Origin of the sequence: Sphingomonas sp. LR55 (assembly GCF_036856015.1) — a bacterium.
GTDB lineage: Bacteria > Pseudomonadota > Alphaproteobacteria > Sphingomonadales > Sphingomonadaceae > Sphingomonas.
Map to the genome: position 1 here is coordinate 880,851 of NZ_JASPFO010000001.1, position 19,865 is coordinate 900,715.

At 64.3% G+C, this 19,865-nt stretch carries 15 protein-coding genes and 3 pseudogenes; 8 read left to right on the plus strand and 10 right to left on the minus strand.

Annotated elements, in window-relative coordinates; translation table 11 throughout:
• Positions 1-126 precede the first annotated feature (126 nt).
• Positions 127-1,242 (minus strand): helix-turn-helix transcriptional regulator, encoded by a 1,116-nt coding sequence (locus QP181_RS04315; RefSeq protein WP_333927730.1) that lies wholly within the window; start codon positions 1,240-1,242, stop codon positions 127-129.
• Between the two features lie 261 nt (positions 1,243-1,503).
• On the opposite strand from QP181_RS04315, the gene QP181_RS04320 reads away from it, so the two are divergent.
• From QP181_RS04320 to QP181_RS19900, 3 genes and pseudogenes are all read left to right on the plus strand, one after another.
• Positions 1,504-3,120 carry a M28 family peptidase gene (locus tag QP181_RS04320; protein ID WP_333927731.1) on the plus strand — a complete coding sequence of 539 codons (1,617 nt, stop codon included), beginning with the start codon at positions 1,504-1,506 and terminating at the stop codon, positions 3,118-3,120.
• 618 nt (positions 3,121-3,738) lie between these two features.
• Positions 3,739-4,443 (plus strand): annotated as a pseudogene (locus QP181_RS19895) (GAF domain-containing protein); the annotation flags it as partial.
• Between the two features lie 156 nt (positions 4,444-4,599).
• Positions 4,600-6,212, plus strand: a pseudogene (locus QP181_RS19900) (PAS domain-containing hybrid sensor histidine kinase/response regulator family protein); the annotation flags it as partial.
• Positions 6,213-6,416: 204 nt separating this feature from the next.
• Here QP181_RS19900 and QP181_RS04335 read toward each other — a convergent pair.
• A complete protein-coding gene (locus QP181_RS04335) occupies positions 6,417-7,529 on the minus strand; it encodes an alkene reductase (protein ID WP_333927734.1) in 1,113 nt (370 codons plus the stop codon).
• 343 nt (positions 7,530-7,872) lie between these two features.
• On the opposite strand from QP181_RS04335, the gene QP181_RS04340 reads away from it, so the two are divergent.
• Entirely contained in the window at positions 7,873-8,445 is a 573-nt protein-coding gene (locus QP181_RS04340) for a TetR/AcrR family transcriptional regulator (RefSeq protein ID WP_333927735.1), read from the plus strand.
• Between the two features lie 83 nt (positions 8,446-8,528).
• Complete coding sequence (locus tag QP181_RS04345; protein ID WP_333927736.1) at positions 8,529-11,009, plus strand: PAS domain-containing hybrid sensor histidine kinase/response regulator; 2,481 nt, start codon at positions 8,529-8,531, stop codon at positions 11,007-11,009.
• A 325-nt stretch (positions 11,010-11,334) separates the two neighbouring features.
• On the opposite strand, the gene QP181_RS04350 is transcribed toward QP181_RS04345, so the two are convergent.
• The 4 genes from QP181_RS04350 to QP181_RS04365 form a co-directional block, all read right to left on the minus strand.
• Positions 11,335-12,243, minus strand: a complete 909-nt coding sequence (locus tag QP181_RS04350) for a LysR family transcriptional regulator (protein WP_333927737.1) — start codon at positions 12,241-12,243, stop codon at positions 11,335-11,337.
• 23 nt (positions 12,244-12,266) lie between these two features.
• Positions 12,267-12,671, minus strand: coding sequence for a (R)-mandelonitrile lyase (locus tag QP181_RS04355; RefSeq protein WP_132736742.1), 405 nt, complete (start codon positions 12,669-12,671; stop codon positions 12,267-12,269).
• Positions 12,672-12,696: 25 nt separating this feature from the next.
• Positions 12,697-13,014 (minus strand): twin-arginine translocation signal domain-containing protein, encoded by a 318-nt coding sequence (locus tag QP181_RS04360; protein WP_132896558.1) that lies wholly within the window; start codon positions 13,012-13,014, stop codon positions 12,697-12,699.
• Between the two features lie 145 nt (positions 13,015-13,159).
• The gene (locus QP181_RS04365) at positions 13,160-14,380 is read right to left on the minus strand and encodes an MFS transporter (RefSeq protein ID WP_333927738.1); all 1,221 of its coding nucleotides are present in this window, start codon (positions 14,378-14,380) and stop codon (positions 13,160-13,162) included.
• A gap of 158 nt (positions 14,381-14,538) precedes the next feature.
• On the opposite strand from QP181_RS04365, the pseudogene QP181_RS19905 reads away from it, so the two are divergent.
• Positions 14,539-14,874, plus strand: a pseudogene (locus QP181_RS19905) (hypothetical protein); the annotation flags it as partial.
• Here the strand turns inward: QP181_RS19905 and QP181_RS04370 are convergent.
• Positions 14,868-15,053, minus strand: a complete 186-nt coding sequence (locus tag QP181_RS04370; protein ID WP_132896556.1) for a hypothetical protein — start codon at positions 15,051-15,053, stop codon at positions 14,868-14,870. The pseudogene QP181_RS19905 and the gene QP181_RS04370 overlap by 7 nt on opposite strands.
• An 18-nt stretch (positions 15,054-15,071) precedes the next feature.
• Between QP181_RS04370 and QP181_RS04375 the strand changes: the two genes are divergently transcribed.
• Positions 15,072-15,923: an alkaline phosphatase D family protein gene (locus tag QP181_RS04375; protein ID WP_333927739.1), complete on the plus strand. Its 852-nt coding sequence runs from the start codon at positions 15,072-15,074 to the stop codon at positions 15,921-15,923.
• A gap of 160 nt (positions 15,924-16,083) precedes the next feature.
• Here the strand turns inward: QP181_RS04375 and QP181_RS04380 are convergent, their stop codons facing one another.
• Positions 16,084-16,920, minus strand: coding sequence for a helix-turn-helix transcriptional regulator (locus tag QP181_RS04380; protein ID WP_333927740.1), 837 nt, complete (start codon positions 16,918-16,920; stop codon positions 16,084-16,086).
• A gap of 96 nt (positions 16,921-17,016) precedes the next feature.
• On the opposite strand from QP181_RS04380, the gene QP181_RS04385 reads away from it, so the two are divergent.
• Positions 17,017-17,919 (plus strand): SDR family oxidoreductase, encoded by a 903-nt coding sequence (locus tag QP181_RS04385; RefSeq protein ID WP_333927741.1) that lies wholly within the window; start codon positions 17,017-17,019, stop codon positions 17,917-17,919.
• A gap of 309 nt (positions 17,920-18,228) precedes the next feature.
• Here the strand turns inward: QP181_RS04385 and QP181_RS04390 are convergent, their stop codons facing one another.
• Both QP181_RS04390 and QP181_RS04395 read right to left on the minus strand, forming a co-directional pair.
• Positions 18,229-19,473 carry an aldehyde dehydrogenase family protein gene (locus tag QP181_RS04390; protein ID WP_333927742.1) on the minus strand — a complete coding sequence of 415 codons (1,245 nt, stop codon included), beginning with the start codon at positions 19,471-19,473 and terminating at the stop codon, positions 18,229-18,231.
• 131 nt (positions 19,474-19,604) lie between these two features.
• Complete coding sequence (locus QP181_RS04395; protein WP_333927743.1) at positions 19,605-19,844, minus strand: hypothetical protein; 240 nt, start codon at positions 19,842-19,844, stop codon at positions 19,605-19,607.
• Positions 19,845-19,865 lie beyond the last annotated feature (21 nt).

Here is a 19,865-nt window from a genome sequence, read left to right on the forward strand (position 1 = left end):
GGGTCCCGTGTCTCGGGCGATTGAGCGAGGTCACGAGGCAGTTGTAAAGTTGTAAGACGTCACCTCGCTCCCGACACGTGAACATTTGCGTCATGGAGGCCTCTTTCCGGCCGCAACTTTGCAGGATCAAGGAAGCGGTGTGCTCGGCGGAGCGATGAACCCTCCGGCCATTCGTCCGTTCGCGTCGAGGAAAGCCGACATCAATACTCCACCGTTGGCGAAGACCAGATTGTAGACGTCGTCCCCCATCCTGCCCTTCCCCCGATACGTGATCGACTTCAACTCGCCCATGGATTTGAACATGGGTTGTGACATCGGCATATCACTGCGCACCAGATCGCCGAATTTCGGGGCAAGCTTGTCATAGTCGGGGGAGCCGCTCGCGAGACCAGCGACAAGGCGCCTTACTGCAGCTTCAGTGCCAGGGGATGGCGTCGCGGAAGAAGGAATGCGGTTGCCTGGTTGCAGTATGCCGCCCGCCATTCTGCCCTCGGCATCGAGCGCGGCCGACATCAGGACCTCACCGTTGGTGAAGACAAGGTTGTAGATGTCATCGTTCTTCATGCCGCGTGAGCGAAACGTCACAGATTTGAGCTCGCCGAGGGCCTTGAACATGGGGTGGGTCATGGGCAGGTCGCGGCGAACGACCTCAGCGAACCCAGGCGAAAGTTTTTCGTAATCAGGTGAGCCGCTCGCGAGACCGGCGACAAGCTGCCGCAGCACAGCTTCGGTGCCTGGTATTGGCGCTGCGGTCGCTGACGTTGCCGGCGCCGCATTGGCGACGGCGGGTGGAAATGCCTGTTGGCCGCCAGGGCCAGAGGCCTGGAGCCAGACGATGAGGGCGGCTGCCGCGACTAAGATCATAAGGATCGCTCCTGAAATCACGTAGGTGGAGGGGCGCTGCTCACCCCGCGTGATCGGCGGGTGCGGAATGGCGGCGGGAACCTCCTCAACGATCGTGCCGGTTCCGGATAGGCCGGACGCTTGGGGTACCAAGCGGTTGGACTCGTCGGCTGCTGCCACCAGCTTTGCCGCCTCAAGCGAGGACGACACGCCCAGCTTGGCTCGCGCCATCTTGAGACGCTTTTCGACAGCGTGAGGAGAGACGCGCAGATCCAGCGCCATCTCCTTGGCCGTCTGATGATCCAGACAACGCTTCAAGCACTCCCGCTCACCTGTCGTCAGGCGCAGGATCGCGGCCCGCATGCTGTCGTCGATCTTGTCTGTCTTCATGCCGGCCATGGTAGCGCCTAAGGAGAAAGTACCAACCATGGCGTCTGGTACCGCTCTAGTACTCTGACTGGGTACCAGCCCGTTCCGGCGGCATTCCGCGCTTGCCGAGACACGACCGCGATACGTCGAGGCCGGTGGTACCGAGTTTGGTTTAGTCCATAATTGCATACCTTGCGAAGTTCATGTGCCGAACGAGCGGCGTGGTGATGCAGTCCGGTCGATTGTCGTATCGCGCTTGTGTCAATGCCGGTTCGCGGTCATCCTGTTGTAATGAAACGCTTGCTTCCCCTAGTCCTCCTCCTCACCGCTGCGACCGATCCGGCTCCACCGATTCTGTCCGCCGCTCGGATCAAGGCCGATGTCCGCACGCTCAGCGCGGATGATTTCCATGGCCGCGGACCGACGCAGGCCGGTGAAACGGTAACGCTCGCGTTCCTTGATGCTCGGTTCAAGCAGCTTGGTTTGAAGCCGGGCGGCGATGAGGGATATCGCCAGACGGTACCGATGCTCCGCTGGACCCGCGATCGTGCCAGTTTCACGCTTGATCTGGGAGGCGCCAAGCGGGCGCTCACACCGGGCACCGACGTCGCGGCGAGTTCCCGGATCGTCGGTACCGCCGGGTTGGACCACGCAGCCATCGTCTTCGTTGGCTATGGCGTTGTCGAACCGCGCCTCGGCTATGATCCGTATCGCGGCGTGGATGTGCGCGGTAAAGTGGTCGTGGCGCTCGCGGGCGATCCGGATGTCGAGGCGGGGCGCGATCTCGGCTTCGGTGGCCGGGCTTCATCGCCCGCAGCGCGTACTAAGCTTGCCGAGGCGCAGAAACGCGGTGCTGCCGCGTTCTTCCAAATCCACGACACGTTCCCGTCGAGTTACCCATGGCTGCAACTTGCAAAGGGCGATGCCGTCCCGGGATATGCGCTCGACACCGGCAGCGTGCCGGCTGCATTCGGTTTGCGTGGAACCCTGCGCAATGACATCGGCATCGCGCTGCTCAAACAGGGCGGTCTCGACTATGCCGCCGCAAAGCTCGCCGCGCAGAAGGCCGACTTTGGGGCAGTCGAACTCAAGGGCGCGTATCTCACCGCGTCGACGACTGTCTCTCTTGACCGTGTCGTCAGCCACAACATCGTCGGTATCCTGCCCGGCACTGATCCAGCCGCCGGCAGTGTGCTCTACGGCGCGCACTGGGATGCGTATGGCGAGAACGCGTTCGATCCGCCCGCGGACCGCATCCGCAACGGTGCAATCGACAATGGTACTGGGACCGCGACGCTGTTGGAGATCGCCCGCACCTTCGTGAGTGCGAAGCGACCCCGGCGCTCGGTAGTGTTCGCCCTGTGGACGGCAGAAGAGAAGGGGCTGCTCGGCGCAAGCTGGTATGCCGAACACCCTTCGCTGCCGCTCGCAATCACGGCGGCGCAGTTCAATCTCGATCCGCATGTCGTCTTGGGCCGGACGCATGATCTCGAACTGATCGGTGTCGGTAGGACGCCGCTGGAAACCGACCTAGCGCGCGTCGCTGCTGCGCAAGGGCTGAAGATCGTGCCCGAGGAAAACACCGAGGCAGGCTGGTACTACCGGTCTGATCACTACGCCTTGGCACAGAAGGGCGTGCCCGGCGTGTATTTCCGTGCGGGCCGCGATCTCGTCAATGGTGGTCTCGTTGCCGGCGAGCGGGAGCGAGCGCGCTACAACGCGGCATGCTATCATCAGACTTGCGACGAATTCGATCCCCGCTGGGACATGACGGGCGCCGCGCAGGAGGGCAGCGTTGCCTATGGGCTCGGTCGCGAGATCGCCACGGGACGTGGTTGGCCTAGCTGGTCCGCGGCCGAGCCGTTTGCAGCGGAAAGAGCAAAGTCGCAGGCAGCCCGACAGCCTTGATTAAATGGGACTTCTTGCAGCCACGTTTGCCTGCGCCGTATAATCGGCAGGGGGAAGCGCGGAAAGTCGCGTTAAATTCCGGTACTGGGTGGTGCCAGTCTATGCTCCGGCCGAGAAGCACCTCTAAGGGCTGGTTCGACGCCAGCATCGACAGCAAGCCATGATTTACATTTTTGCGTCACCGAGCAGGACTGATCGGCTCGGTGGCCAGTTCCCACTCGTTGACGAACCGGTCAGGAGATGGGCATCATCCTCACCCATGCGCCTCGCGTGCTGTCCTTCAGCCCGAGGCCATAACCGTTTCACGGTCTCTAATCGGCCACGCGCAAACCCATGCGACGGGCGCCGTGCAGCGCGGACATCATATGCGCTCGTTGAAGTAGGTAGTGTCTATCCGATGCCGCTTCAGGATCGATTGGAACCCGCTCCGCATGCGCGTAGCGTGCTTGTCGGTGACGGATCCTACCCAGGCGGTCAGGACGAGCATCAGACAGGCAAGGAAGGGCAACAGCCTACGCATCGGTCAGCGGTTGAACACTAAATTTGTGTCCTCGAGTCACCATCACGGATATGCCAAAGCGTGTAGTGTACTGAACCGGGATGGCTGGCGTGAGTGAGATGGATGTGCGCGGTGCCCAGCGGCTTGCCGCACTGGCCTGCTATGAGGTTCTGGATACACCGCGCGAGCCCTCGTTCGACGAGCTCGCCGAGCTGGCCGCAAAGCTCTGCGACACGCCCATCGCGGTCGTGAACCTGATCGGTGACGAGCGTCAGTTCTTCAAGGCGGAGACCGGTCTCGGCGTACGCGAGACGCCCTATGACAGCTCGTTCTGCGCGAAGGCGATCCTGGAGGATGAGTTCCTGCTGGTGCCGGACACCACCCAGGACAGTCGCTTCGACCACAATCCTCTGGTCGTCGGCGAGCCGCATATCCGGTTCTACGCGGGCGCCGTTCTGAAAACGGCGGAAGGCGTACCGATCGGCACGTTATGCGTGCTCGACTACCGCCCGCGAGATTTGACCGCGCTTCAACTGGAGACGCTCCGCGTTCTGTCGCGCCAGGTCATGGCGCAACTGGACCTGCGGAGAGCCGATCGCGAGCGCGAACGGCAATATGCGGCGGCGCAGGAGAGCGAGGCGCGCTACCGGACATTGTTCGAATCCATCGAATCCGGCTTCTGCCTGGCCGAGGTCGTGCAGCATAATTCGGCGGGATTGGTCGATTACCGCATCACCGATGCAAACCCGGCATTCTATCGACAAACCGGGTTCCCCGAAGCCATTCGCGGACATTGGTTGCGTCAAGCCGTCCCCGATCTGGAGGAGCATTGGTACGAGACATACGGACGCGTCGCGCGCACCGGCGATCCAATCCGTTTCGAGCAAGGCTCGGACGTTCTAGGCCGATGGTTCGACGTCTACGCGTTCCGGGTCGGCAGCGCCGATGATGGGCGCATCGCGATCCTGTTCAACGACATTTCCGCCCGTCGTCGCGCCGAGGACGCGCTGCGGAGCCTGAACGAGCGGCTGGAACAGGAGGTGGCCAGCCGGACGGCGCAGCTCCAGCTATCGCAGGACATCATCGAGGCCAGCGTCGATCCGATCTGCGCGTTCGACACCGACTACCGGATCATCGCGTTCAATGAGGCGCACAGCGACGATTTCTACCGGATCTATGGCCATCGCGTTCAGATTGGAGAGGTTTTTCCCGATCTGTTTTCAGACGACCAGGCGCCGATCATACGCCGCTTCATGGCGCGCGCGCTGACCGGTGAAAGCTATACGGTAAGCCAGGAATTCGGTGATCCCGATCTCGCCAAGCCGTGCTCGGAGGTCTCCTATTCACCACTGCGCGACCCAGCGGGGACCGTGATAGGCGCCTTCCACTACGCCAGGGACATATCGGTCAGGCTTCGCGCGGACGCCGAACTCGCCGAGACTCAGGAGGCGCTGCGCCAAGCGCAGAAGATGGAGGCGGTAGGGCAGCTGACCGGCGGGCTGGCGCACGACTTCAACAACCTGCTGACCGGGATGATGGGCAACCTCGAGCTGTTGCAGTTGCGTGTCGCGCGCGGGCGGCACGACGACCTCGACCGGTTCGTCAACGCGGCACAGGGGCAGGGCGGCGGGCGGCGTCGCTGACGCAGCGGCTGCTTGCCTTCTCGCGCCGGCAGACGCTCGATCCGAAGCCGACCGATGTTAACAAGCTGATCTTCGGCCTCGAGGAAATGCTCCAGCGTACGGTTGGCGCGACGACCGATATCGAGATCGTCGGCGCAGTCGGGCTATGGACCGCCGAGATCGATGCGGGCCAGCTCGAGAATGCGGTCCTGAACCTGTGCATCAACGGTCGCGACGCGATGCTCGACGGTGGCAAGCTCACGATCGAGACCGCCAACAAGTGGATCGACGATCGCACCAGCCGCGAACGTGATCTGCCGCCGGGCCAGTATATCTCGTTGTGCGTGACCGATACCGGCACCGGCATGAGCGCGGAGACGATCGAGCGCGCGTTCGAGCCCTTCTTTACCACCAAGCCGATCGGCCAGGGCACCGGACTCGGCCTTTCGATGATCTACGGTTTCGCGCGGCAGTCCGGCGGCCAGGTACGGATCTACTCGGAGATCGACGAGGGCACGACGGTGTGCATATACCTGCCGCGGCATCACGGTGATGCGCTGCTCGACATCGACACCCAGACCAGCGCGCTGGTCGATGGTGGAAACGGGCAGACGATATTGGTCGTCGACGACGAGGCGACCATCCGGCACTTGATCGACGAGGTCCTGGACGATCTTGGTTACACCGTCATCGGCGCGGGCGACGGTGCGGCTGGCATCAAGGTGCTGCAGTCCGGGGCGAGGATCGACCTGCTGATTACCGATGTCGGGTTGCCGAACGGTATGAACGGCCGTCAGGTTGCCGACGAAGCACGACGGCTGAGGCCGGGTTTGAAGGTGTTGTTCATCACCGGGTTTGCCGAGAATGCGGCCGTGGGGAACGGCCATCTGGAGCCAGGCATGGAGCTTCTGACGAAGCCGTTCACGCTGGAGGCGCTGTCGTCGAAGGTCGCCGCGATGTTGGCGAGATAGGGCGACTAGTGCTGACCGGCTGACTCTTTTAGTAAGGGCCCGCGCGACCAGACGAAGTTGGCGTAGGTCGTCTTCCAAGGAGTACGAATCGAACTCGGGCTCAATGTCGCAGGTCGCGCAAGGTTTGCGACCGAGGGGACGAGTGCAGGGTAATTGCCGCCTGTCCTCGTCCCAGGGTCACATCATGCGCGTTGTCGTGCCGTGTTACGCAAGCTCGATCTTCCCGTTCATGCCGGGCCAGTCTGAGTAGCCGACCGAGCCGCCGCCATACCAATAGTCCTTCGGCGCTTCGGCCAGCGGGGCGCCCGTGCGCAGCCGCTCGACGAGATCGGGATTGGCAAGGAAGGGCCGGCCGAAACTGAACAGATCGGCGTTACCGTCCGCCAGCGTTTGCTCGGCAAGATCGAGCGTATACTGGTTGTTGGCGATGTAGGCGCCGGAGAAGCGCTTGCGCAGTTCCTGGAAGTCGACACCGTCCGGCACGTCGCGCGTCTGCTGGGTCACGCCTTCGATGTCGTGGATATAGAGCAGCCCGATCTTCGACAGCGCGTCTACGAATGTGTCGAACGTACGGCCGACCTGGCTATCGAGCGGGGTCTTGCCAGGCTCGGTCGTCGCCGGCGAGATGCGGATGCCGACCCGATTGGCGCCCCAGACATCGACCACGGCACGGACCACGTCGAGCGGAAAACGCAGGCGGTTCTCGATCGAGCCGCCATAGTCGTCGGTGCGCTGGTTGGTGCTGTCGCGGATGAACTGCTCGAGCAGATAGTTGTTCGCGGCGTGGACCTCGACGCCATCGAAGCCGGCGGCCTTCGCCTGTTCGGCGGCATGCCGATAGTCCTCGACGATCGCGGGGATCTCGTCCGTTTCGAGCGCACGCGGCGTGACGAAATCCTTCAGTCCGTCATTGGTGAAGGCCTGCCCTTCCGGCGCAATCGCGGACGGCGCCACCGGAAGCGCACCGCCGTGCAGATCGGGGTGCGAGATGCGGCCCGTGTGCCACAACTGAAGGAAGATCTTGCCACCACGCCGGTGGACCGCCGCGACGATCGGCTTCCACGCTGCGACCTGCGCATCGGACCAAATGCCGGGAGTCAGCGCGTAGCCACGCGCCTGTGCGGAGATATTCGTCGCCTCGGTGATGATAAGGCCGGCATCCGCGCGCTGCGCATAATAATCGGCGGCGAAGGCGGGCGGTATGCCCTCCTCGTTCGAGCGACTGCGCGTGAGCGGCGCCATGACGATACGGTTTTGCAGGTGCAGGTCACCGATCGTGACGGGTTGCAGGACGGGGCTGGCAAGCTGATCGGACATGGCGGTATCTTCCGTAGAATTAGGGAGAATTCGGGCGGGGCGAGGATGTAACGCGCGGGCGGCTACTTGATCCCGACGCGACGCCGAGACGGTCGAAGTTTCGGGCAGCCTGCAGGTTAGTGACGGTTGTCGAGTTCCGGTACACCGCTGCTCCGGTTGGCGTATGCGGCGAGGAACGTCAGGCAGCATTGTAAGCTGCCAGAACGCGCCGGCATGCACCTGCCGTTCTTCGAGCAGCGCTGCATGTGGGCCCTCTACCAAGTGATCGGTAGTTGACTGAATATGGGCTTGCGTCCAACGCGTCAAGGTCTATCTACCACTTGGTTGGTTTGCAGGATGGGTAATGCAATTGGCGACGTCGAACTCCCGGGAAGCCGTGCTCGCCGCGGCAAGGCGCAGCGCGATGGCACGCGGCTATAACGGCCTGAATTTTCGCGATATCGCAGCGGAGGTCGGGATAAAGGCGCCAAGTATCTATCACCATTTTGCGACCAAGGCGGATCTCGGCGCGGCGGTCGCGCGGCGCTATTGGGAGGACACCGTCGCGCAGCTAGCGGCGATTTCGGACGAGACTCCCGATCCGCTCGCGGCGCTCCACCGCTATCCAGAAATCTTCCGAAAATCGCTGTCGAACGACAACCGCATCTGCCTGTCGAGCTTCATGGCGGCGGAATATGACGATCTTCCGGACCCGGTGAAAACCGAAGTCCAGGGCTTTGCCGACGTCAACGTCGCCTGGCTGAGCACGCTCCTCGTCGATGCCAAGATTGTCGGATCGGCCGAAAGCGAGACCAGGGCGCGGGCCATCTACGCGGCCGTCGCAGGGGCGCAGCTCTTCGCGAGAGGCCGTTCGGATATCGCGCTGTTCGACACGATGATTGACAGCTACCGGTCGGCCGGACTCCTGCCGGCTTGATAGCACAATCGCCGCGGGGTTAGGCTGTAGCGACCAACCCTCGACAATCGACAGATATCCGTAAGTGCGTGGCCCCGATTTCGATGACCAGAGAAGACCTTGAGGCGGAAAATGCGCGGTTGCGCGCGCAAGTGGCGACGCTGGAGAGCAGCCGGAACGCGCTTGTCGCCAGCGCGGCGCGGCAGCGCGCGATCTTCGACAGTTCGACCGATTTCGCGATGGTCATCACCGACCCGAACGGGATCATCACCGACTGGAACCCCGGCGCAGAGCATGTGATGGGCTGGGCTGCCGAGGAGATGATCGGCGACAATGCCGAACGGTTCTTCCTGCCTGAAGACGTCGCGAACGGGCGTGTCGATCACGAGATGACCCGAGCGCTAGCGGATGGCCGCGCGTCGGACGAGCGCTGGCATGTGCGCAAGACCGGCGAACGCTTCTGGGCCTCGGGCGAGATGATGCCGCTTCATGATGGCGGCAACGTGCATCTGGGCTTCGTCAAGATCCTCCGGGACCGCACCGAGGAGCATGTCGCCGGCGTCGCGCTCAAACAGGCCAAGGAGCGTTTCCAGACCATCCTGGAGACCGTCGATTCCGCGTTCGCGATCATACAGCTGAAGTTCGACGCCGATGATCGGCCGGTCGACTATCGTTTCGTCGAAGCGAACCCCGCCTTCGCGCGTCAGTCGGGTGCCGATCTGCGGGGCAAATGGGTAACGGAGCACGCGCCCGATCTCGAACGGTTCTGGTTCGAGACCTATGGACGCGTCGCCAGGACGCGCGAGCCGGCCAATTTCGAAAGCTATGCCGAGGGCTTTGCGCGCTGGTTCGACGTGCGCGCCGTCCCGGTCGGCGATCCTGACGAGCTTCAGGTCGCGATCCTGTTCAACGACGTCAGCGAACGCCGTGAGGCGGAGGATCGGCTCCGTGCCAGCGAAGCGCTGGCCCGCGAGAATGTCGAGCGCGTGCAACTCGCGCTGGCCGCCGGTGCGATCGTCGGGACATGGCATTGGGACCTTCCCAGCGATCAGTTCACGATCGACGAGGCGTTCGCGCGCGCCTTCGGTCTGGATCCGGCGCTGGGCAGGAGTGGCATTCCGCTCGCCCAGATCGTGGCGACCGTCCATCCCGACGACCAGGAAGGATTGGCCGAGGCGATCAACGAAGTGATCGCCCGTGGCGGGGCTTATGCGCACCAGTATCGGGTCCGCCGCGTCGACGGGAACTATTACTGGATCGAAGCGAACGGGCGTGTCGACCACGCGCCCGATGGTACGCCGTCGAGCTTTCCCGGAGTCCTGATCGACGTGCAGGAGCGGCGCGCCGTCGCAGCCCAACGCGACAGCGCGATCGCGGCGCTGCGCGCGCTCAACGAAAATCTCGAGCAGCGCGTTGCCGAGCGCACCGGCGAGCTGATGAAGGCCGAGGATGCGCTGCGCCAGTCGCAGAAGGTGGAGGCGATCGGTCAGCTCACCGGCGGCGTCGCGCACGACTTCAACAATCTGCTGACGGTGATCCGCGGCTCGGTCGACCTGCTTCGTCGTCCCGGCGTGTCCGACGACCGGCGGCAACGCTATATCGATGCGATCTCCGATACGGCGGATCGCGCCACCAAGCTGACCGGCCAATTGCTCGCCTTCGCACGGCGTCAGTCGCTGACGCCCGAGGTGTTCGATGCCGCGGCCAGCGTTCGCACGATCAGCGACATGGTCCGGACGCTGACCGGATCGCGCATCAGGGTGTCGGTCCGGCTGCCGTCCGAGCCGTGTCATATCGACGCGGATCGCAGCCAGTTCGATACCGCGATCGTCAACATGGCGGTCAATGCGCGCGACGCCATGAAAGGGGAGGGCGACCTGACCATCACGGTGGCGGAAGCGTCCCGGATGCCCGCCATTCGCGCACATCCGGCGGTATCCGGCGCATTCGTCGCGGTCTCCCTCACCGACAGCGGGCCGGGCATCCCGGCGGACAGGATCGACCAGATCTTCGAACCGTTCTTCACCACCAAGGGCGTGGGCGAGGGGACCGGCCTCGGCCTCAGCCAGGTGTTCGGCTTCACCAAGCAATCGGGTGGCGACATCTTCGTCGAAAGCACGGAAGGGGAAGGCGCTACCTTCACTATGTACCTGCCGCGCGTGGAGGGTCTCGGCGACGTCGCGATCGAAGCGGGCGATACATCGCTACAGCTGGGCGAGCGCGCGTGCATTCTGGTGGTCGAAGACAATGCCGAGGTCGGCATGTTCGCGACGCAGGCGTTGGCGGAGTTGGGCTACAACACCGTCTTGGCGATGGACGGTGCCAAGGCGCTGGCGGAACTGGCGACCGGCGTCGAACGGTTCGACGTCGTGTTTTCGGACGTGATGATGCCTGGCATGTCGGGCGTGGAACTCGGCCAGGAAATCGCCCGTCTGTATCCGACGCTGCCGGTCATGCTCACCAGCGGTTACAGCGAAGTGCTTGCGCAGAGCGGGACGCACGGCTTCGAGTTGCTGCACAAACCTTACTCGATCGATGCGCTGTCGAGGGCGATCCAGAAGGTTGCGCGGTACCGGCGACGATAGGCGGGCGATATTCGGTTTGGGTCCGCTAGACCCCCTCGGTCACCGTCACCCCGAACCAGTCCGGGGTGATGGAGCGCTTTTGCATGCTACCGCCAACTACGATCGTCGGACGCTATCGCAAGACGTGCTCGACGCGTGCTCCAGCGCATAGCTCTAGTACGTTGAGTGAGCGCTGTTGGGTACATCGGCGGAGGTAAAGCTGCTGCTTCCATTTATGGTTGGCGCCGATGCCGGTAAACGAGCGGCTTAGATTGCAAAGCCGGATCGGTAGGCGATTGACCGGACCAGAACACCGCTTCGCTACATGTTTCGGGTCTCCTTCCCACTACAGTCCCAAGGGATGCAGTTCGCGGATGAGTTCGATCAGCAAGCGGAGGCCGGCAGGTACCTGTCTGCGGCTCGAATAATAGACGTGGTACCCGGGGCCCGTCGTCGCCCAATCGCGCAGGACGATGCGTAGTTCGCCGCGCGCGCAATAGGGTTCGAACAGCGGTTCGGGGCCGTACATCAGCCCGGCGCCACCGAGTGCTAGCCCGAGCATCGCGCGGCCTTCGTTGACGTAGATCTTGCTGGGCACGCCGACCGCGAACTCGCCATCGGGGCCTTCGAAATCCCACCGGTAGATGCGGTCGTCGCCTAGCCGGACGCCTAGGCAGCGGTGTTGTTGGAGCTCGTCAGGGTGCTGCGGGTCGCCGAACCGGTCGAGATAGGCGGGCGATCCCGCGACCACCCAGCGGATATCGGCCGAGATGCGTTGCGCCACCATGTCCTCGGGGACGGTGCCGCCGTGCCGGATCCCCGCGTCGAAGCCACCGCCGACGATATCGACCATGCGGTCGGTGGCAACGATATCCAGGTCGATGTCTGGATAGCGATCAGTGAATTCGGGCAGGACCCGGCTGAGCAGAAGCGTCGCTGCATCGACGACCACGTTCAGTCGGATGCGACCGGTCGGTGCGTCGCGGTAACGGTTGAGATCCTCGACTGCCTGGTCGATCGCCGCGAAGGGCTGCGTGATCGCATCGCGCAGTTCCTCGCCCGCCGCCGTTAGCGTCACGCTGCGATTGGTCCGGTTGAGCAACCGCACGCCGAGCCGACCCTCCAACCCCTTCAGCGCATGGCTAAGCGCCGACGCGCTGACGCCGAGCTCCAACCCGGCGACGCGGAAGCTGCGGTGCTTCGCGATCGCCAGGAAGTAGCTGAAGTCGGCGAAATCGGATCGGCTCGTGACCATGTCCTGTTATGTATCCCAGAGCCCTACGCGGCCGAACCCAGGTACTGCGCATCGGTCACCGGCTCCAGCCAGTCGACCGGGCTGCCGTCCAGCGCTTCCTGGATGGCGATATGCGTCATCGCGGTGGTCGACGTCGCGCCGTGCCAGTGCTTGTGGCCGGGCGGACACCAGATCACGTCGCCGGCGCGGATCTCGACGATCGCCTCGCCCTCGCACTGGGTCCAGCCGCAGCCGGCCGTGACGATCAGCGTCTGGCCGAGCGGATGCGTGTGCCAGTTGGTCCGTGCGCCGGGCTCGAACGTCACCGCCGCACAGCTGTGACGCGCAGGCTCCTTCGCGGTGTTGAGCGGATCGATGCGGACCGTGCCGGTAAACCAGTCGGCAGGGCCCTTTTGCGACGGCTGCGATCCTGCGCGTTTCAATTCCATGGTCGTACTCCTTTGAGGCTGAGTGTCAGACGAGGTCGGGCAATTCTGCGAAATGCTTGTCGAGCGTCACCGGATAGTCGCGCACGCGAACTCCGGTGGCGTTGTAGACCGCGTTGGTGCCGGTGAGGTGGAGATGCTCGCGGAGTGCATCGAGCAAGGTGGTGCGGGGGTCGAGCGACAGCGTCTCGCGCTTGCCGTTCACCGCGAAACTGACGGGCATCATTGGCGCAGCCTTGGTCTGGGGAGGGGCGGCGGGGGCAGGCGTCGCCGCGACGACGGCCGTCGCGGCGCTACCGGCGAGCAGCCCGCGGCGCGATACTTCGAGTTCGGGGGCGTCCGACATGAAACTCAATTTCCTTCCCGACCGGCTTGCGCCGCGCCACAAAGATTGCAGGCTTTGGCCCAAGACAGGGTATGTTCACTGGATACCAACGCAGCGCCGCGGCTTTCGTGTCGGTGGCGTGGCTCAACGGAGCGGTGAGAATTGCTCATTGATCGACAGCAGTGGTGCGGTCATGTCGTGCGACGGCTAGCGCTGCAATTGCCGCCACGCCGAGCAACGCGGCACTGCTGAGAAACTCGGGCACGGCACCGGCGGTATCGTACACCACGCCGCCAACGGTGGCGCCGAGCGTGATCGCCAACTGGACCACCGCTACCATCAAGCCACCCCCCGCTTCGGCGTCTTCGGGCAGGGTCCGGGCGAGCCAGGTCCACCATCCGACGGGCGCCGCGGTCCCCGCAAAGCCCCATATCGCGAGCAATGCAGCCGTCGCGATCGTCGATCCGCCGAACAGCGCGAGACCGACCGCGACCGCCGCCATCGCCGCGGGCAGTACCCAGAGCGCCAGGAACAGGCGCTTGACGATGACCCGACCGATCACGACGGTCCCGACGAACCCGGAGGCGCCGACGATCAGCAGCATGACCGAGAGCATGACGACGCCGACGTGCGTGACCTGTTCGAGGAACGGGCGGAGATACGTGAACAGCGCGAACTGGCCGACGAACAGCATTGCAACCGCGAACAGCCCGAGCAGCACGGCGCGACTTCGCAGCAACCCGATCGTCGCGCGTGCCGACTGATGCTCCGCGACGGGGAGCCTGGGCAACGCGATCGCCTGCCAGGCGAGTGCCCCGACCGCTACCGGCACCACGCAGAAGAACGCGCCACGCCAACCGATCAGGCTGCCGAGGAGACTGCCGAGTGGGGCGGCAAGCGCCGTCGCCAGCGCAGTGCCGCCGCTCATGATCGCCAGCGCCTTGCCAACCGACTCCTCGGGCACCAGTCGGATCGCGATCGCCGCCGACATCGACCAGAACCCGCCGATCGCGACACCGAGCAGCGCACGCCCCGTCATGAACACGAGGTAGCTCGGCGCCAACGCGACCATCGCACCTGAGACGATCAGCATGGCGATCAGCGCGAGCACGACGCGGCGGCGGTCGATCCGCCCGAGCAGCACGGAGAAGGACAGGCTCGTGACGACCGCGAACACACCGGAGATCGCGATCGCCTGACCGGCCTGCCCCTCGGTCAGGTGCAGCGTCTCCGCGATCGGGCTGAGCAGGCTGACCGGCAGGAATTCGGATGCGACCAGCACGAAGCTGCATAGCGCCATCGCATACACGGCGCCCCAGCGTGCCGGCCTGGCACTGCCTTGCGTCGCATCGAAGCGAGTCGCTGGAGTAGCAACGAGGGTGGCCATGTCGGCGCGTCCTTCCGGCGGATGGGGAGTGCCCGGACGATGTACGCGCAGGCTCATATTTTCTCTTGAGCACGGTCGGCGACGACCGGCTGTATGGCGAAGTGCCAAAATAGTCCGTCTGGTCTGCTCGAACAATTCGTCGCGTCGTTGATGAAGCGATGAGCTGTACTCATCATTGCAACATCGATCGGTCGCAGACGTTGTCGGACAAGCCCCGCGGGACTCAACCTCCGGTCAAGCGTGATTGCCTTGGCGAAAGTATCGCCCTCGATTTCGGGGCTCGTTCGCCACCGGCGCCCCCAGCTGATCGCGTTCGTCCCCACCGGGGGCGGTTCAGCGAAAATTATGACCGGTCGGGCGAGTGGGAGGTCGCCGAAAATCCCGGCTTTCGCAAGATCGTCCGCATCGGCGTGGCGGTGGCGGTGGTGGAAGCGGCGCTGGCGCACTCGGTCAATGCCGATGGCGACGGACTGCGGCCGCGTCGTCCCTATTGGTGCCGTTTCCTCGTTGCCGGCGCCGGCGCGAGCCCGATCGACACCGCACGGACCGCGCCGGCGGGTGGGGCATCGCTCGACCGGTTGCGGCTCGCGATGCTGGGCTGCCAGGATTTCGAGACGGGCTTCTTCACCGCCTTTGCGCACGTCCCCGCGAGCCCGATCTCTAGGCGGCGCATGCCGCGGTCGCCTCCATCATGTCGTTCGACGATAATTGGGCGGGCGAGTTCGACAAGGATGGCAACCCGCCCGAGATCTTCGCGCACCGTAAGGCGGCGGCGCTGCAGGCCTGGTACGAGCATGTGCCCGTCCGTCGCGCACAGCGGCCCGGGACGAACGGCACGCACGCCTATCGCCGGCTCGATTACGGCACGCTCGCGCGGATGCACGTTCTCGACACACGCTCGTTCCGCAGCTATCGGCTCTGCGAGCGCCCCGGACTGCCGCGCGCTCAGCTCGACGCGTGCGTTCCCGTCGATCGGCCGGAGCGGACGATGCTGGGGGCGGCACAGGAACGCTGGCTCGACCAGGGACTCGCCAACGATGCCCACTGGAACTTCGTCGCGCAACAAGTGCTGTTCATGCCTTATGACGCGCGCAAGGACGGCGACACGACGCCGATCGTCGGCAAGGACAATTGGAACGGCTATCCGCTGTCTCGCCAGCGGCTCGTCGACGGTATCGCGCGGCGGGGCCTGACCAATGTCGTGATCGGCAGCGGCGATCTTCACCAGAACGTCATCGGATCGGTGCCGCGGACTGCGGAAGACGTCGGCGGCGCGGCGTTAGCCACCGAGTTTCTCGCCACCTCGATCTCGTCAGGCGGCACCGGCGGGGCGCACTATCCAGGCGAAGCCCGCACGCTGGACAACAACCCGAACGTCGCGTTGCTCAACAACCAGCGCGGTTATCAGCTCTTCACCGTGACGCCGGATCGATGGCTCGCCGAAGTGAAGGTGATGGACCAGGTCGATCGGCCCGGCGGATCCATCTCGACGCTGGCGACATTCGCGGTGGATCCCAAACAGCCGGGCCCGCAATCAGCCTGACGGTCCAATGCGTACACTCATGATAAGTGCCTGATGTTTGGTTTCACCTTCTCGCGCGCGACGGTTTTGCTGGCAAGTGACGGTCGAGACTATGATGCCATCCGGCACCATAACTTCCGCAGGAGTCCGATCGTCGAGTGGACAATTAGCTTTCGTCCACTCACTCTTGCCTCACGTCTAGTAGCCCGCGTAGCCGCTCTGCATCTCCGGGCGACGCTGGGTTGTAGATGATCATCCCGAGTTCCGGTCGCCCTTCGACGGCGAACGAGGAAAACTCCATTGCCAGCAGCCCCGCGTCAGGATGATGGATACGTTTCACCCCCTCGGTATGAGCGGACACGTTGTTGTCCTCCCATAACGTCGCGAACTCGGGGCTGAGGCGAGACAGTTCGGCGATCAGCGTGGTGGCTGCCGCACTGTTGTTGGCGCCCGCCCGCGCGACGTCGGCGCGAAAGGCACCGACGACATACCGGGCGATGTCGTCCCAATCCTCGTTCCGGGCGCGGATATGGTCGCTGCCGAATATCAGGCGAAGGATATTGCGTCCTTCGCGCGGAAGCTTGGCATAGTCGGTGAGCAACAGTGCAGCCGCCCGGTTCCAGCCAACGACGTCCCACATCGCCGTTTTAATGATCGCCGGGCTCAGCAACATCCCGTCCAATACCCGCTGAAGCCGGGGACTGATGCCGTCGACCGGTTGGTAGCGGGCCTCGGGGAGACGGCCCAGACCCAGCATGTAAATGTGCTCGCGTTCGGGCTCGGTCAGCATCAACCCCTTGGCGATGCGATCGAGCACGTCCGCCGAAGGCGCACCACCACGACCTTGTTCCAACCATGTGTACCAAGTCGGGCTGATGTTCGCGCGGCTTGCCACCTCTTCACGACGCAACCCCGGGGTACGCCGCCGGCCGCTGTCAAACCCGAATGCCACGGGATCGAGACGTGCTCTACGATCGCGAAGATAGGTTCCGAGTTGATTGGGTGCATCGCCGGCCATGATCGATCCTGTTAAAACCTATACCACTATAAAGGCACTACTTTAATACCTTTGGATGTGCCGCGATACGTCGCTTTCGCAAGAAGGAGATTTTACATGCGCGTATTCCTCACCGGGGCGACAGGCTTCATCGGCTCGCACGTCATTCCAGTGCTGCTCGATCGCGGGCATCAGGTACTTGGCCTGACCCGTTCCGACGCCGGTGCTCGTCGACTCGAGGACGCCGGTGTCGAAGTGCATCGTGGCGACTTGGAACAGCCCGAGACGCTGGCGCGCGGCGCCGCAGCGGCCGACGCGGTGATCCACTGCGCGTTCGATCACAATTTTGCGACTTTTTTCCAGAATACCAAAAAGGACGAACGCAACATCGCGGCGATGGGCGCGGCGTTGGAAGGGACGCAGAAGCCGATCTTGATCACCTCGGGCGTCGGCATCGGCACACCGATCAATGGAGGTCCTGCAACCGAAGACGTGCTGAACCCGCGGCATGCCAATCCACGGATCGCTACCGAGCTCGCCGGCGCGGCGCTGATCGCGCGACGCATCGACGTGCGCACCATTCGGTTGCCGCAGGTACACGACACCATGAAGGCCGGGCTGATCACGCCGCTGGTCGCCGAGGCGCGCCGTGCTGGGGCCGTGGCGTACGTCGGCGAGGGGCGGACCCGTTGGTCGGCGGCGCACGTCAGCGATGTGGCGAAGCTCTATGTTCTCGCATTGGAAAGGGGCGAGCCAGGTGCCCGATACAATGCGTCGGTGGAGGAGGGCGTCACTGCACGCGCCATTGCCGAGGCGATCGGAAAAGGAACCGGGCTGCCCGTCCGCGGAATCGAGGCCGACGAGGTAGAGCGCTATTTCGGCTGGATGGCACCGTTCGCAGCGCTCGATATGACCGCGTCGAACGCCTGGACGCGGGCGCGGCTGGGGTGGGAGCCGACAGGGCCCGACCTGCTTACCGACCTAGCCGCGATGGACTATTCGGCGCCCGCGGAAGCCTGACCGACTGTCGTTGCTCGCTGGCTGACCAGGACGTCATGCCGGCGGGCAGCGACTCGTGCTGCTGCTTCAGGAGAGGCCAAACCGATGCCTGCCCGTCAAATACAGGCCATCGATGCGCGCTACCGGTATAGAAGTTGGTTCAACACGATCAGCCCGCATAACCCACTGTGCAATAATTGGGGGGCGGGCATTTCGAAGTCCATCACTGGCCGCGGTACACAGTTTTTGGGCACTAAATTAGGCCAAGCCGCGAATTGCAGACTGAGGTTGCGGGTGACGTATTCGGCTGTATCTCGGATATAGTGGAGTTCAAATGACCGCACACACCGTCTTCCACTCGAGATAACTATCCATCGCCTGCTTGCCGCTATCGCGACCCCAGCCAGACGCTTTCATCCCGCCGATCGGTAGCGACGCGTCGTACATCGCGTGGCAGTTGATCCAGACCGTCCCTGCGCGCAGCTGGCCGGTGAGGCGGTGTGCGCTGGAGAGCGACTGCGTCCAGATGCTCGACGCCAGCCCGTACTGGCTGTCGTTGGCCGCCGCGACCACTTCGTCGAGATCGTCATAGGGTTGCGCGACGAGGACCGGGCCGAACACCTCCTCGCGAACGATCGTCATGTCGGGGCGGACGTCGACCACGACGGTCGGCGCAACGAACGTGCCGGCCTCTCCCGAGCGATCGCCGCCGGTCAGCACGATCGCGCCTTCGTCCCGCGCGCCCGTGACGAAGCTCGCGACGCGCTCGGCCTGTCGCGCCGAGACGAGCGGCCCCATCTGCGTTGCGGGATCGAGGCCGTGGCCCATCGCCAGCCCCTTGGCATAGGCGACGACGCCTTCGATCACCCGGTCGTGGATCGAGCGGTGCACGTACAGCCGCGGGCCGGCGATGCAGACTTGCCCCGCGTTGAAGAAGATCGCGTTGGCGACGCCGGGGATGGCGAGGTCGAGGTCGGCGTCGGGCAGCACGATCGCGGGCGACTTGCCGCCGAGCTCGAGCGTGACGCGCTTGAAATTGGTCTTGGCCGCATCGAGGATCGCGCGGCCGGTCTGGGTCGAGCCGGTGAAGGCGATCTTGTCGACGCCGGGGTGCGCGGCGAGCGCGGCGCCGGTCTCGCTGCCGGGCCCGGTGACGATGTTGAGCACGCCGGCGGGCAACCCCGCCTGCGTCATTAGTTCGCCGAGCCGGAGGGCGCTGAGCGAGGTGTCCTCCGCCGGCTTCAGGACGATCGTACAGCCCGCGGCCAAAGCCGGTGCGAGCTTCATCGCGGTCAGCACCAGCGGCGAGTTCCACGGCACGATCGCGGCCACTACGCCGACGGGTTCGCGGAGAGTCCAGGTCGAGACCTGCTTGCCTGCGGGCTGGTAATCGATCGAGCTCTCGATCGTGTTGCCCCCGATCGCCATCGCCTGGCCGGCGAAGAAGCGGAACTGGTTGATCGCACCGGGGATCTCCGCCCAGCGCGCGACGAACAGCGGCTTGCCCTGGTCAAGCGTCTCCAGTTCGGCGAGTTCGTCGATATGCGCCTCGATTAGGTCGGCGATCGCCCACAATATGCGTGCCCGGTTGACCGGAGTGGTGGTGCGTCAGCCGTCGAAGGCCACGCGCGCAGCGGTCACTGCCTGGTCGACGTCGCCAACCGAGGCGGAGGCGAGGCGGCCAATCTCTTCGCCGGTCGCCGGGTCTAGCGTTCCAAGCGTACGCCCTCCTCGGCCGACTGCCACGCGCCGCCGATCAGCAATCCTGACCCCGTCGCACGGCGATCGAGGAAGGCGCGCGTGTCGGCGCGAAGTTCGGGGCGGACGATCATGACGGCTTCTCCTGCAAGGCTGGCACCGTGGCGAAGCCCGCCGCGCGTGACCAATCGCCACGCCTGAAAAGTCGCACAGCGGATAGTCGCGGTGACGCGGGCCAACCGCATCACCGCGCGGTTCTAGGAAGGCCC

Bases quoted from the DNA above. Each gene is read 5' to 3' on its own strand.
- QP181_RS04315 (WP_333927730.1), bottom strand. From the start codon at position 1,242: ATGGCCGGCATGAAGACAGACAAGATCGACGACAGCATGCGGGCCGCG.
- QP181_RS04345 (WP_333927736.1), top strand. From the start codon at position 8,529: ATGACCAGAGAAGACCTTGAGGCGGAAAATGCGCGGTTGCGCGCGCAA.
- QP181_RS04375 (WP_333927739.1), top strand. From the start codon at position 15,072: ATGTCGTTCGACGATAATTGGGCGGGCGAGTTCGACAAGGATGGCAAC.
- QP181_RS04320 (WP_333927731.1), top strand. From the start codon at position 1,504: ATGAAACGCTTGCTTCCCCTAGTCCTCCTCCTCACCGCTGCGACCGAT.
- QP181_RS04365 (WP_333927738.1), bottom strand. From the start codon at position 14,380: ATGGCCACCCTCGTTGCTACTCCAGCGACTCGCTTCGATGCGACGCAA.
- QP181_RS04360 (WP_132896558.1), bottom strand. From the start codon at position 13,014: ATGTCGGACGCCCCCGAACTCGAAGTATCGCGCCGCGGGCTGCTCGCC.
- QP181_RS04355 (WP_132736742.1), bottom strand. From the start codon at position 12,671: ATGGAATTGAAACGCGCAGGATCGCAGCCGTCGCAAAAGGGCCCTGCC.
- QP181_RS04350 (WP_333927737.1), bottom strand. From the start codon at position 12,243: ATGGTCACGAGCCGATCCGATTTCGCCGACTTCAGCTACTTCCTGGCG.
- QP181_RS04335 (WP_333927734.1), bottom strand. From the start codon at position 7,529: ATGTCCGATCAGCTTGCCAGCCCCGTCCTGCAACCCGTCACGATCGGT.
- QP181_RS04380 (WP_333927740.1), bottom strand. From the start codon at position 16,920: ATGGCCGGCGATGCACCCAATCAACTCGGAACCTATCTTCGCGATCGT.
- QP181_RS04385 (WP_333927741.1), top strand. From the start codon at position 17,017: ATGCGCGTATTCCTCACCGGGGCGACAGGCTTCATCGGCTCGCACGTC.
- QP181_RS04340 (WP_333927735.1), top strand. From the start codon at position 7,873: ATGCAATTGGCGACGTCGAACTCCCGGGAAGCCGTGCTCGCCGCGGCA.
- QP181_RS04370 (WP_132896556.1), bottom strand. From the start codon at position 15,053: ATGCGCCGCCTAGAGATCGGGCTCGCGGGGACGTGCGCAAAGGCGGTG.